Genomic DNA, 12,559 nt, shown 5'->3' on the forward strand with positions numbered 1-12,559 from the left:
GTCCGCATTCGGTCGTAGCGTGGTGCCAACACCGAAACGGAAGGCAGCATCCACCATGAGCGCCACCACCACCTCCGCCGAGCTCGCCGACCTGCTGTCGACCCTGGCCACGCACCGCGGGTTCCTCCGCTTCACCGTGCGCGGGCTCAGCGACGAGCAGGCCCGCCAGACGCCCACCGCGAGCGCGCTGTCGCTCGGCGGCCTCATCAAGCACGTCCGCACCGTGGAGGAGGCATGGATGCGCTTCGCCGTCGGCGGCGCGGAGCTGATGGAGAGCGTGGAGGCCGACTGGGTGAACGGCTTCCGCGTGCTGGAGCACGAGACCCTCGAAGGGCTGCTGGCCGACTACGAGGAGACGGCCGCGAAGACCGAGCGGCTGCTCGCGGACCTGGACCTCGACACCACCCACCCGCTGCCCGTGGCCCCCTGGTTCGAGCCGGGCGGGACGCGGTCGGTCCGCCGGGTGGTGCTGCACCTCATCGCCGAGACCGCGCAGCACGCGGGCCACGCGGACATCCTCCGCGAGACCATCGACGGCCAGAAGACGATGGGCTGAGGCCTCAGCGCCGGCAGAGGCGGCGGACCAGGTCGGCGTGCGAGGGGTAGCGCGGGGCGAGGGTGTCGGCCTCACCGAACGTGACGACGTCGTCGGTGTAGGGCGGCACCACGACCGTGCCGACCAACGACCAGCCGCCGTCCGGCTCGCTCGCCTGCCACACCCCGGCGGGCACCACCACCTGCGGGCGTTGTCCCGCGGCGAGATCGGGGCCGAGCACCGGCGTGGTCACCGTGCCGTCCGGGTGCAGCAGCAGCATCCGCAACGGCGCGCCGACGTGGTGGGCGTAGATCTCCACGTGGTCGAGCTTGTGCACGCCGGAGAACTCGCCCTCGCGCAGCAGGTAGTGGATCGCCGAGACCTCGGGTGAGCGCCACGACTGGCCGAACCACCCGCCCTCCACCGGCAGCTCGACCAGCCCCAGCTCCGCGATGACCTGTTCGGCCGTCAACGCAGGCACCCCGTTCACGACAGCTCCGCCTCCACCGATCCGTGCACCACGACGATCCCCTTGCCCAGCCGCTTGGCCGTGTACATCGCCGCGTCGGCCGTGCCGATCAGGTCGTCGGCGGTCAACGACGGGTCGAACGCCTCGCGGTGCGAGATGCCGACCGACGCGCGGATCACGTGCGAGCCGTGCGCGGTCCGGTGCGGCTCGTGCAACGCGGCCAGCACCCGCCGCCCGATCTCCTCCGGCGGCTGCGAGTAGCCGTCGACCAGCACGCCGAACTCGTCACCGCCCAGTCGCGCCACCACGTCCTGCGACCGGACGCACGCCTGCAACCGCGACGCCACGATCCGCAGCACCGCGTCGCCCTCGGCGTGGCCGTAGTTGTCGTTGACGTCCTTGAACCCGTCCACGTCGATGAACAGCACCACCACCGGCGACGTGCCGGCCAGCGCCGCGTCCAGCCGTTCCCGGAACAGCACCCGGTTCGCCACCCCGGTCAACGGGTCGTGGTAGGCCTGGTGGCGCAGCCGTTCCCGGCTGTCGCGCAGCTGCTCCAGCAGCCGCACGTTGTCGATCAGGGTCAGCAGCTGCCGGGCGATCACCAGCAGCACCACGCCGAGCCCGACGTAGATCTCCAGCGGGTTGAGCCGCACGCCGGTCGCCGTGCCGACCACGATGAACAGGCCCGTGACCAGCATGGGCAGGTACGGCACCAGCAGGTGCAGCAGCTCGCCCGCGCGCAGCCTGGTCGCGCCGACCCGTTCCCGCGCGGTGTTGCCGGGTGCGACGGAGCTGAGGAAGAACAACGCCGGGCACACCATGAACCCGATGTCCGCGGCGGTCGGGATGGCGGTCGCGCCCTTGCTCACCAGGTACGCGAACACCCAGCCCGACGCCGACTGCGCCAGCCCTGCCAACGCGATGAACAGCACCGGGAGCTGCCGCACCGACCGGTGCGTCCACGACGACACCAGCAGCACGACGAGCATCACCAGGTAGGCCGCCGGGTGCGCCACCACGGTCGCGAAACCGGGGCCGGAAGTGGCCCACGCGCGGACCATCGACTCCAGCAGCGACACCCACGTGAGCACGAACAGCGAGCCGACGACGATCAGGCCGTCCAGCGCCACCACCAGCTTGCTGCGGTGGCCGGGCAGCTTGCCCGAGCCGCCGTGCGCCAGCACGAGGATCGCGCACAGCGTGAGCACGGGCACGAGCATGAACCCGATGGGCGCGAGCGTGGACGAGGGCAGCGACACCCCGAGGAACACCTGGCCCCAGATCCACACGGCCAGCCCGACGACCAGGCTCGCCATCGCCGCGACCATCCACAGCCGCCAGCGCCGCGCCACGCCCTGCCGCCGCCGTGCGGCCCGCCAGTACGACACCATCGCCGCGGTCGAGGCCAGCAGCTGGGTGAACTTGTCGATCGCGACCGACGCGGGCCGGTCGAACACCCCGGAAACGACGAGGCAGACGAGGACGACGACCAGGGCGCAGACGGCACCGGAGATGATGCCGAACCGCCTCAGGGTCATGGCACCCCGCTCATGCCGCCACTGGAGTCGATCAGCTGACCGAGCCACTGTAATGACCCGGTGACGCTGTGTCGATCTGGGGGTGTCTGTTGGTCACCGTGCGCGTGTCACTGGGACGGCCCGCCCTGATCACCCTCTAAGGTTTCGAACTGGTGTTCGCCGGCGATGGAGGGGACCAGCGTGCGCGTGTTCGGAGTCGACCCCGGCCTGACCCGGTGCGGGTTCGGCGTGGTCGACGGCGGTGCCGGTCGGACCGTGCGGCCGGTCGCCGTGGACGTCGTGCGCACCCCCGCGGACGCCGACCTGGCGTTGCGGCTGCTCCAGCTCTCCGACGCCGTCGAGCAGTGGCTGGACCGCTACGAGCCGCAGGTGGTGGCCATCGAGCGGGTGTTCAGCCAGCACAACGTGCGCACCGCGATGGGGACGGCGCAGGCGGGCGGCGTGGTCGCCCTGTCGGCCGCGCGGCGCGGGCTGCCGGTGGTGTTCCACACGCCGAGCGAGGTCAAGGCCGCCGTGACCGGCTCGGGTCGGGCGGACAAGGCGCAGGTCACCGCCATGGTGACCAAGCTGCTCGGCCTGAAGACCGCCCCGAAGCCCGCCGACGCCGCCGACGCGCTCGCCCTGGCCATCTGCCACCTGTGGCGCGCGCCGATGCGGTCGAGGCTGGAGGAGGCCCGGGCCAAGGCCGCCGAGATCGCCCGCACCCACCGCGCGCGGCTGGCGCAGGCCGAGGTGAAGGCGACGGCCACCCCGACGCGCGGCCGAGGTGCGCGGATGGGGGCCGGCCCGGCGGGGACGGCGAAGGGCGCGGTGTCGGCCACGAGCGCGGCTGCGGCGACAGGCGCGGCTGCGGCGACAGGCGGGGCTGCGGCGGGGGAGGGCGCGGTTCCGGCTGAGGCCGCGGTGCGGGTAAGGGCAGCGCGGGCAGGGGAGGGCGCGGGGTCGGCCGGTGAGGTGGCGGCGGCGCGGGGTGCGGTGTCGGCCACGAGTGCGGATGCGGTGACAAGCGCGGCGGCTGCGGCGCGGGGTGCGGTGTCTGCCACGAGTGCGGATGCGGTGACAAGCGCGGCGGCTGCGGCGCGGGGTGCGGTGTCTGCCACGAGTGCGGATGCGGCGCGGGGTGTGGTTGCGGCTCGGTCCGCGGTGTCGGGCGCGGCGGCGAAGGCGGCTGCGGCGGCAAGCGCAGGTGCGGCGGCGAAGGGCGCGGCTGCGGTGCGGGCGGGGAAGAACGTGCCGGCCGCTGAGGTGGAGGCAGCCGTGCAAGCCGGGCCGGAGGCGGCACCGGTGAGGGCGGGGTCGGCGCGGCCCGCGAGGGGCAAGGCCATGCCGGTTGAGGCCGGGTCGGCGGGGGCGGCCAAGATTGGGGCCCGGTCGAAGTCGGCCGGAGCTGGGAAGACCGGAGGTAGGGGTCAGTGATCTCGTCGCTGCGCGGGCAGGTGCTGTCCATCGGGCTCGACCACGTCGTCGTCGAGGTCGGCGGCGTCGGCTACGCCGTGCAGGCCACCCCGGCCACGCTCGCCACCCTGCGCCGGGGCGAGGAGACCCAACTGGCCACGGCGCTGGTCGTGCGCGAGGACTCGCTGACCCTCTTCGGCTTCGCCGACACCGAGGCGCGGGAGCTGTTCGGGCTGTTGCAGACGGTGTCCGGCATCGGGCCCCGCCTCGCCCTGGCCACGCTGGCCGTCCTCGAACCGGACAAGCTGCGCGCCGCCCTCGCCGAGGGCAACATCACCGTGCTCACCCAAGTGCCCGGCATCGGCCGCAAGGGCGCCGAGCGCCTCATCATCGAGCTGCGCGACAAGGTCGGCCAGCTCGCGCCCGCCCCGAGCGCCACCGGCGACACCGGCCAGGTCCGCGCCCAGGTCACCGAGGCCCTGCTCGGCCTCGGCTTCCCCGCCAAGCAGGCCGAGCAGGCCGTGGACGCGGTGCTGGCCGCCGACGGCGCGCTGGGCACCTCCGAGGTCCTCCGCCGGTCCCTGGCCGCCCTGGGTCGCAAGCGATGAACTACGAAGACGACACCCTCAACCCGCTGCCCGACCCGACCGAACGGGATCTCGAGACCACGCTGCGGCCGAAGGACCTGCACGAGTTCGTCGGCCAGCCCAAGGTCCGCGAACAGCTCGAACTGGTCCTGCGCGGCGCGATGCAACGCGGCGCGCCGCCCGACCACGTGCTGCTGTCCGGCCCGCCCGGCCTGGGCAAGACCAGCCTCGCCATGATCATCGCCGCCGAGCTGGGCGCGTCACTGCGCATCACCTCCGGCCCCGCCCTGGAACGCGCGGGCGACCTCGCCGCGATGCTGTCCAACCTGGTCGAGGGCGACGTGCTGTTCATCGACGAGATCCACCGGATGGCCCGGCCCGCCGAGGAGATGCTCTACCTGGCGATGGAGGACTTCCGCGTCGACGTGGTCGTCGGCAAGGGGCCCGGCGCGACCAGCATCCCCCTCGACATCGCCCCGTTCACGCTGGTCGGGGCCACCACCCGGTCCGGCGCGCTGACCGGGCCGCTGCGCGACCGGTTCGGCTTCACCGGGCACATGGAGTTCTACAGCGCCGACGAGCTGGAGCTCATCGTCCGCCGGTCGGCCCGCATCCTCGGCGTCGACCTGCGCGAGGACGGCGGCCGGGAGATCGCCGGCCGCTCCCGCGGCACGCCCCGCATCGCCAACCGCCTGCTCCGCCGGGTTCGGGACTACGCAGAGGTGCGGGCGGACGGCGCGGTGACCCTGGAGGTCGCCCGCGACGCCCTGCGCGTCTACGACGTGGACGAGCTGGGCCTGGACCGGTTGGACCGGGCGGTCCTGGGCGCGCTGGTCCGCTCGTTCGGTGGAGGCCCCGTCGGCGTCTCCACGCTGGCCGTCGCGGTGGGTGAGGAGCCGACCACGGTCGAGGAGGTCTGCGAGCCCTACCTGGTGCGCGCGGGCATGCTGGCCCGCACGCCGCGTGGTCGGGTCGCCACCGCCGCCGCCTGGTTGCACCTCGGCCTCCAGCCCCCGTCGCACGCGCCGGGGGAGGCCACCCGATCCCTGTTCGACGACGCCACCGAGTGATCGGGACAACTCACCTGGCACAATCGGCAGCGGCACCCCAGAAATTCGGACGTACCGGGCGCTGATCGCACCCGCCCGTCCGGTTGATCGGAGAATGATGGACCTGTCCTCCTTGATGTTCCCGCTGCTGCTCGTGCTGCTCGCGGTGCCGCTGTTCCTCAGCGCCCGCAAGCAGAAGCGGGCCGTCGCCGAACAGCAGGCGCTGCTGAACTCCCTGGAGCCGGGTGACCGGGTCATGACCACCTCCGGGCTGTACGCGACGGTGGCCGGCGTGAACGACGAAGACAACACGATCGACCTCGAGATCGCCGACGGCGTGGTGACCACTTGGCTCCGCCAGGCCATCCGCGAGAAGGTTGTCGTGGACACCGAGACCGACGCGGTCGTGGACGACGTCGAGGACGCCGACGCCGTCGACGAGACCGCCGACGTCGCCCGCGCACAGCAGGAGAGCAAGAAGTAACCCGCAGTAACCAGCGAACCCCTCGGCCTGGAGCCGGCAACTGTCAACGTGCCGACTCCAGGCAGTGACGCGCAGCTCACACCATCAGGGGTACGCTGCGGCCTCGCTGACCTTGTCAACTATCAGGAGACGGACGGACCGTGGCACCTCCGGCCGGGCAAATCCGCCCCGCGAAGTACCTGGGCGCATTTGTCCTCATCGTGGTCGCGCTGTACTCCCTGGTGTTCTTCACCGGGAACGGCAAGGCGACACCCAAGCTCGGCATCGACCTCCAGGGTGGCACCCGTGTCACGCTGACCGCCCGGGCTCCTGATGGGAAAACGCCCTCGGAAGAGTCGCTCAACCAGGCGCGCGCGCTCATCGAGACGCGCGTCAACGGTCTGGGCGTGGCCGGTCCCGAGGTCATCCGTGACGGCACCAACCTGGTCATCACGGTCCCCGGCTCGGACAGCGAGGGCGCCAAGCGCCTCGGCCAGACGGCGAAGCTGAACTTCCGCAAGGTCATCGGCTCGCCGGTGCCCAACGCGCCGGAGCCCGCGCCGAGCAGCACCCCGTCCACCTCGGGTTCCGCCGCGCCGTCCACGTCGGGTTCGGCCGCGCCGACCGAGACCGCGGGTTCCGCCGCGCCGACCACGACCGCCCAGGGCCGCCCGGCCCCGGCGCTCGAAGGCCAGCCGGAGACGACGACCCCGCCGGCCGAGACGACGACGCCGCCCGCCGACCCGTCCGCGCCCGCGGAGCAGCCGCCCGCCCAGTCGCAGGTCGACTGCCGCGCGGTGTTCCAGGGCCAGTACTCCGACGACCCGACCAAGGCCATCGAGGAGTCCCGCACCTGCCGGCAGGACCCGCAGCTGACGACGCTGGACGCGCAGACCGTGTCCCAGGCGCTCGGCGCGTTCACCTGCCCCACGGTCGACCCGCTCATCGGCAACGACGACCCGGCGCTGCCGCTGCTGACCTGCAACCAGGACCGCACCGAGAAGTACGTGCTCGCGCCCGTCACCCCGCCCACCGACGGCAGCGTGAAGGACGACGACTTCAGCCTGTACTCGCGGCTGACCGGTGAGGACATCGACAACGCGGTCGCCGGCACCGACCCGCAGGGCGCGGGCTTCGTGGTCGACCTCACCTTCAAGGGCGAGGGCGGCAAGAAGTGGGGCCAGTTCACCTCGGCGAACGTCTCGCAGCAGGTCGCCGTCGTGCTCGACAGCCAGGTCGTGTCCGCGCCGAACATCAACGAGCCCATCCTCGGCGGTTCGACGCAGATCAGCGGCAAGTTCAGCCAGGCGGACGCCACCAGCCTCGCCAACGTGCTCAAGTACGGCTCGCTGCCGCTGTCGTTCGAGGCCTCCGAGGCCGAGACGGTGTCCGCGACGCTGGGCCTGGCCTCGCTGGAGGCCGGTCTGATCGCCGGCGGCATCGGCCTGCTGCTGGTGTTCATCTACTGCCTGTTCTACTACCGCCTGCTGGGCGTGCTGACGATCCTGTCGCTGGCCCTGTCCGGTGTGGTCGTCTACGCCGTGCTGGTGCTGCTGGGTCGCTTGATCGGCTTCACCCTCGACCTCGCGGGCATCGCCGGTTTCATCGTGTCGATCGGTATCACCGCGGACTCGTTCGTGGTGTTCTTCGAACGGCTCAAGGACGAGATGCGCGAGGGCCGGTCGTTCCGGTCCGCGGTGCCGCGCGCCTGGGTCCGCTCCCGCCGCACGATCCTGTCCGCGGACGCGGTCAGCTTCCTGGCCTCGGCCATCCTGTACGTGATCGCCGTCGGCCAGGTGAAGGGCTTCGCGTTCACCCTCGGCATGTCGACCGTGCTCGACCTGGTCGTGGTCTTCCTGGTCACGCACCCGCTGGTCAGCATGATCTCCAAGTCGAAGCGCCTGTCGAACCCGAGGCTCGTGGGTCTGGGCGGCGCCGTCCAAGCGGCGGTCGACGACCGCGCGCTGTCGGGTGCGAAGAGCACCGCTGTGAAGGAGGTCTGACGTGGCCGAGACGAAGAAGGCAGGCGTCTTCCATCGCCTCTACGTCGGCAACGGCGCGTTCGACATCGTCGGCAAGCGCAAGCGCTGGTACGTGATCTTCGGGGTCATCCTGCTGGTCTGCGTCCTGTCGATCGTGTTGAAGGGCTTCAACCGCGGCATCGACTTCACCGGTGGCACGCGCATCCAGATGCCCGCCACCAGCTCGTCGGGCACGATCAGCGTCGAGGCGGCCAAGGAGTCGTTCGAGAAGGCCCTCGGCAAGGAGCCCGCCGCCACGCAGACCGTGGGCACGGGCGACTCGGCGACCATCCAGATCCGGTCGGAGACGCTGAACGCCGACCAGGTCGCGACGCTCAAGACCGCGCTCAACGACGACCTCAAGCCCAACGGCGGCACGCAGGCGATCAGCGACAGCGCCGTCTCGGCCTCGTGGGGCGGTGAGATCACCAGCCAGGCGTTGATCGCGCTGTTGGTGTTCTTCGTCGCCGTGATGATCTTCCTGGCGCTGTACTTCGAGCTGTCGATGGCGATCGCCGCGCTCGTCGCGGTGCTGCACGACGTGCTGATCACGGCGGGCGTGTACTCGCTGGTCGGCTTCGAGGTCTCGCCGGCCACGGTCATCGGCCTGCTCACCATTCTCGGCTTCTCGCTGTACGACACGGTGGTCGTGTTCGACAAGGTCCGGGAGAACACCCGCGGCCTGCTCGGCCTGACCCGCCGCACCTACGGCGAGGCCGCGAACCTGGCGGTCAACCAGACCCTGATGCGGTCGATCAACACCTCGTTGATCGCGCTGCTGCCGGTGCTGGGCCTGCTCGCGATCGGCGTCGGCCTGCTCGGCGTCGGCACGCTGAAGGACCTGGCGCTGGTGCAGCTCACCGGTATCGCGATCGGCGCGCTGTCCTCGATCTTCATCGCGACCCCGGTCGCGGTGGACCTGAAGATGCGCGACGCCCGTTACAAGGCGCAGGCCGCTCGGGTGCAGGCGCGCCGGGCGAACCTGGCCCGCAAGGCCGCCGCCGGTGAGGCCACCGCGGGCGAGGTCGCGGGCGGTGACGTCGTGGAGTCGACCGACGACGAGTCGTTGCAGGCCGAGTTGCGCAAGGAGAAGGCCATGGCGGCCGCGGCGGGCGTGCCCACGCGGACCGGCAAGGCAAGCGACGCGCGGCGTCGTCCGACGGGCAAGAAGCACCGTTGAAGCTCGATCGCGCCCTAGGGCTGCTGCGTGAGGTCCCGGACTTCCCCCTGCCGGGGGTCGTGTTCCGGGACCTCACGCCGGTCCTCGCCGACCCGGACGCGCTGCGCTCCGTGGTCGACGCCCTGCAGGACAAGATCCACCCCGACACCCAGGTGGTGGCCGCGATCGAGTCGCGCGGCTTCCTGCTGGGCGCGGCGCTCGGCTACGGCTGGCACTACGGCGTCGTGCCGCTGCGCAAGCCGGGCAAGCTGCCGGCCGTGGCGCACCGGGTCACCTACGACCTGGAGTACGGGACGGCCACCCTGGAGCTGCCCGCGGAGGCCATCGTGCCCGGTCAGCACGTCGTCGTGGTGGACGACGTGCTGGCGACCGGCGGGACGGCCGCGGCGGCGTGCGAGCTGGTCGAGCGGGCCGGTGGTGTGGTGACGGGTGTGTCGGTGGTGCTGGAGATCCCCGGGCTGGGCGGGCGTGAACGGCTGGTCGGTCGAGAGGTCAACGCCCTGCTGACGGTGTGACGACGTCCTGCTGACGGCGTGACCCGGTCCCGGCAGGCCCGCTGACCTGGTTTTCGACACCTCCGGCCGGTGGCCACAGGTCGGCCGTTGGGGGCGTTCAGCCTGGTGGGCGGCGATTGGTCGGGCTGATTCACAACTGCTGCTCGTCGTGTGAACCGCACCGCTCATCGGCTCGTTGCCGAGGCAGGCCCCGCAACGGAGTTATCCTCGGTTCCTAGACCCGAGGAGCGTGGTTGAGCCAGGACACCGAACCCGCCCAGACGTCGCAGCCCGTGCCCGCACGGCCGCCGTCGGCGACGAGGCGCGTGCGCGCGCGGCTGGCACGTCGGATCACCGCCCAGCGCGCCGCGCCGGTCAAGCAGGTGCTCGAACCGCTGGCCGCCGTCCACCGCGACCTGCACCCGAAGGCCGACCTGGCGCTGCTCCAGCACGCCTACGACGTCGCGGAGGAGAAGCACCGACCCCAGCGGCGCAAGTCCGGCGACCCCTACATCACCCACCCGCTGGCCGTGGCGACCATCCTGGCCGAGCTGGGCATGGACACGACCACGCTGGTCGCGGCCCTGCTGCACGACACGGTGGAGGACACCGACTACTCGCTGGACCAGCTGCGGGTCGACTTCGGCAACGAGGTCGCGCTGCTGGTCGACGGCGTCACGAAGCTGGACAAGGTCAAGCTCGGCGCGGCGGCCGAGGCCGAGACCATCCGCAAGATGGTCATCGCCATGGCCAAGGACCCCCGGGTGCTGGTCATCAAGCTCGCCGACCGCCTGCACAACATGCGCACCATGCGGTTCCTGCCGCCCGAGAAGCAGGCCCGCAAGGCGCGCGAGACGCTGGAGGTGCTGGCCCCGCTGGCGCACCGGCTCGGCATGGCGACGGTGAAGTGGGAGCTGGAGGACCTGGCGTTCGCGATCCTCCAGCCCAAGAAGTACGACGAGATCGTGCGCCTGGTGGCCAACCGCGCCCCGTCCCGCGACACCTACCTCGGCGGCGTGATCAAGGAGCTGTCCCAGCAGTTGGCCGGTGCGCAGATCACCGCCAAGGTCGAGGGCAGGCCCAAGCACTACTACTCGATCCACCAGAAGATGATCGTGCGCGGTCGGGACTTCGACGACATCCACGACCTGGTCGGCGTGCGCATCCAGGTGGACGAGGTGCGCGACTGCTACGCGGCCATGGGCGTGGTGCACGCGCTGTGGCAGCCCATGCCCGGCCGGTTCAAGGACTACATCGCGCAGCCCCGGTTCGGCGTCTACCAGTCGTTGCACACGACCGTCATCGGACCGGACGGCAAGCCGCTGGAAGTGCAGATCCGGACCTACGACATGCACCGGACCGCCGAGTACGGCATCGCGGCGCACTGGCGGTACAAGGAGACGCGCGGCACGCACAGCGGCAAGGGCGTCGAGGTCGACGAGATGGCCTGGATGCGGCAGCTGCTGGACTGGCAGCGGGAGGCCGCCGACCCCGGCGAGTTCCTGGAGTCGCTGCGGTTCGACCTGGCCGCGCGGGAGATCTTCGTCTTCACGCCGAAGGGCGACGTGGTGACGTTGCCGACCGGGTCGACGCCGGTGGACTTCGCCTACGCCGTGCACACCGAGGTGGGTCACCGGTGCATCGGGGCACGGGTGAACGGCCGGCTGGTCGCGCTGGAGCGCAAGCTCGAGAACGGCGAGGTCATCGAGATCTTCACCTCGAAGGCCGAGGGCGCGGGGCCGTCCCGCGACTGGCTGTCGTTCGCGGCGTCGCCCAGGGCCAAGGCGAAGATCAAGCAGTGGTTCGCGAAGGAGCGCAAGGAAGAGGCCATCGAGGTCGGCAAGGACGCCATCGCGAAGGAGGTCCGACGCGTCGGGCTGCCCTTGCAGCGGCTGGTCTCGGCCGATTCGATGGGCGCGCTGTCGAAGGAGCTGCACTACCCCGACGTGTCGGCGCTGTACGCGGCCGTGGGGGAGGGCCACACCTCCGCCCGGCACGTCGTGCAGCGGCTGGTGGCGCAGCTCGGCGGGGTCGAGCACGCCGAGGACGAGCTGGCAGAGCGCTCGACGCCGTCCACGGTGGCTCGGCGACGGGTCACCGGTGACGCCGGCGTCATCGTCAAGGACGCGGCCGACGTGTGGGTGAAGCTGGCGCGGTGCTGCACGCCGGTGCCGGGGGACGACATCCTGGGTTTCGTGACGCGTGGCGGCGGGGTGTCCGTGCACCGGACCGACTGCACGAACGCGGACGAGCTGCTGAAGACGCCCGAGCGGTTGCTGGACGTCGAGTGGGCCCCGTCGTCGTCCTCGGTGTTCCTGGTGGCGATCCAGGTGGAGGCGCTGGACAGGCACCGGTTGCTGTCGGACGTGACGAAGGTGCTCGCCGACGAGAAGGTCAACATCCTGTCGGCGTCGGTGACGACGTCGCGGGACCGGGTGGCGGTGTCGCGCTTCTCGTTCGAGATGGGCGATCCGAAGCACCTCGGTCACGTGTTGAAGGCGGTGCGGAGTGTTGAGGGCGTGTACGACGTGTATCGGGTGACGTCGGCGTCGTAGGGCGCAGGTAAAAGATTAAAAGAGGAAGATCAAAAGAGTCCTCGCCGGACGGGCAGATCAGCAGGATGACCCCGACTACTGCGGGATGTTCCTGTTGCGTTGTGGGTCGGGTTTCGTGTCATCCCGCCGACCTCCACAAGGGCTACCACACGCGTCAAGGGGGGCGCGGGCCATCAGTGAAGGCCGTGGGTATCGGTGAACCCGCGCCCCCCTTGACACGTGCGGTAGGGCTGCGCCAGGTCGGCGGGATGACACGAAGCCCTCCTTTTG

General features: G+C 71.2%; 10 protein-coding genes and 1 pseudogene. 9 read left to right on the plus strand and 2 right to left on the minus strand.

Going from position 1 to position 12,559, the window contains the following annotated elements; all coding sequences use genetic code 11:
* The first annotated feature begins 55 nt into the window (after positions 1–55).
* Positions 56–556 carry a DinB family protein gene (locus tag LZG04_RS17810; RefSeq protein ID WP_233818373.1) on the plus strand — a complete coding sequence of 167 codons (501 nt, stop codon included), beginning with the start codon at positions 56–58 and terminating at the stop codon, positions 554–556.
* A gap of 4 nt (positions 557–560) precedes the next feature.
* Here the strand turns inward: LZG04_RS17810 and LZG04_RS17815 are convergent, their stop codons facing one another.
* Both LZG04_RS17815 and LZG04_RS17820 read right to left on the minus strand, forming a co-directional pair.
* Positions 561–1,025: a cupin domain-containing protein gene (locus LZG04_RS17815; protein WP_233818375.1), complete on the minus strand. Its 465-nt coding sequence runs from the start codon at positions 1,023–1,025 to the stop codon at positions 561–563.
* Positions 1,022–2,545: a GGDEF domain-containing protein gene (locus LZG04_RS17820; RefSeq protein WP_233818377.1), complete on the minus strand. Its 1,524-nt coding sequence runs from the start codon at positions 2,543–2,545 to the stop codon at positions 1,022–1,024. The genes LZG04_RS17815 and LZG04_RS17820 overlap by 4 nt, the downstream gene beginning before the upstream one ends.
* 180 nt (positions 2,546–2,725) lie before the next feature.
* Here LZG04_RS17820 and ruvC point away from each other — a divergent pair.
* The 8 genes and pseudogenes from ruvC to LZG04_RS17860 form a co-directional block, all read left to right on the plus strand.
* A pseudogene (gene ruvC, locus LZG04_RS17825) lies at positions 2,726–3,292 on the plus strand (crossover junction endodeoxyribonuclease RuvC); the annotation flags it as partial.
* A 665-nt stretch (positions 3,293–3,957) separates the two neighbouring features.
* Positions 3,958–4,548, plus strand: a complete 591-nt coding sequence (gene ruvA / locus LZG04_RS17830; RefSeq protein WP_233818379.1) for a Holliday junction branch migration protein RuvA — start codon at positions 3,958–3,960, stop codon at positions 4,546–4,548.
* Entirely contained in the window at positions 4,545–5,597 is a 1,053-nt protein-coding gene (gene ruvB / locus LZG04_RS17835) for a Holliday junction branch migration DNA helicase RuvB (RefSeq protein ID WP_233818380.1), read from the plus strand. Before ruvA ends, ruvB begins: the two co-directional genes overlap by 4 nt.
* 97 nt (positions 5,598–5,694) lie before the next feature.
* Entirely contained in the window at positions 5,695–6,060 is a 366-nt protein-coding gene (gene yajC, locus LZG04_RS17840; RefSeq protein ID WP_233818382.1) for a preprotein translocase subunit YajC, read from the plus strand.
* Between the two features lie 140 nt (positions 6,061–6,200).
* Positions 6,201–8,042, plus strand: coding sequence for a protein translocase subunit SecD (gene secD / locus LZG04_RS17845; RefSeq protein ID WP_233818384.1), 1,842 nt, complete (start codon positions 6,201–6,203; stop codon positions 8,040–8,042).
* A 1-nt stretch (position 8,043) separates the two neighbouring features.
* Positions 8,044–9,240 (plus strand): protein translocase subunit SecF, encoded by a 1,197-nt coding sequence (gene secF / locus LZG04_RS17850; protein ID WP_233818386.1) that lies wholly within the window; start codon positions 8,044–8,046, stop codon positions 9,238–9,240.
* Positions 9,237–9,755, plus strand: a complete 519-nt coding sequence (locus tag LZG04_RS17855; RefSeq protein WP_233818388.1) for an adenine phosphoribosyltransferase — start codon at positions 9,237–9,239, stop codon at positions 9,753–9,755. Before secF ends, LZG04_RS17855 begins: the two co-directional genes overlap by 4 nt.
* Before the next feature lie 233 nt (positions 9,756–9,988).
* Positions 9,989–12,289: a bifunctional (p)ppGpp synthetase/guanosine-3',5'-bis(diphosphate) 3'-pyrophosphohydrolase gene (locus LZG04_RS17860; RefSeq protein ID WP_233818390.1), complete on the plus strand. Its 2,301-nt coding sequence runs from the start codon at positions 9,989–9,991 to the stop codon at positions 12,287–12,289.
* The last annotated feature ends 270 nt before the right edge of the window (positions 12,290–12,559 follow it).

It is taken from the genome of Saccharothrix sp. S26 (assembly GCF_021390395.1).
Taxonomy (GTDB): domain Bacteria; phylum Actinomycetota; class Actinomycetes; order Mycobacteriales; family Pseudonocardiaceae; genus Actinosynnema.

Excerpts from the sequence above, each read along its gene's own strand:
- ruvB (WP_233818380.1), top strand. The coding sequence starts at position 4,545 with ATGAACTACGAAGACGACACCCTCAACCCGCTGCCCGACCCGACCGAA.
- LZG04_RS17820 (WP_233818377.1), bottom strand. The coding sequence starts at position 2,545 with ATGACCCTGAGGCGGTTCGGCATCATCTCCGGTGCCGTCTGCGCCCTG.
- LZG04_RS17810 (WP_233818373.1), top strand. The coding sequence starts at position 56 with ATGAGCGCCACCACCACCTCCGCCGAGCTCGCCGACCTGCTGTCGACC.
- yajC (WP_233818382.1), top strand. The coding sequence starts at position 5,695 with ATGGACCTGTCCTCCTTGATGTTCCCGCTGCTGCTCGTGCTGCTCGCG.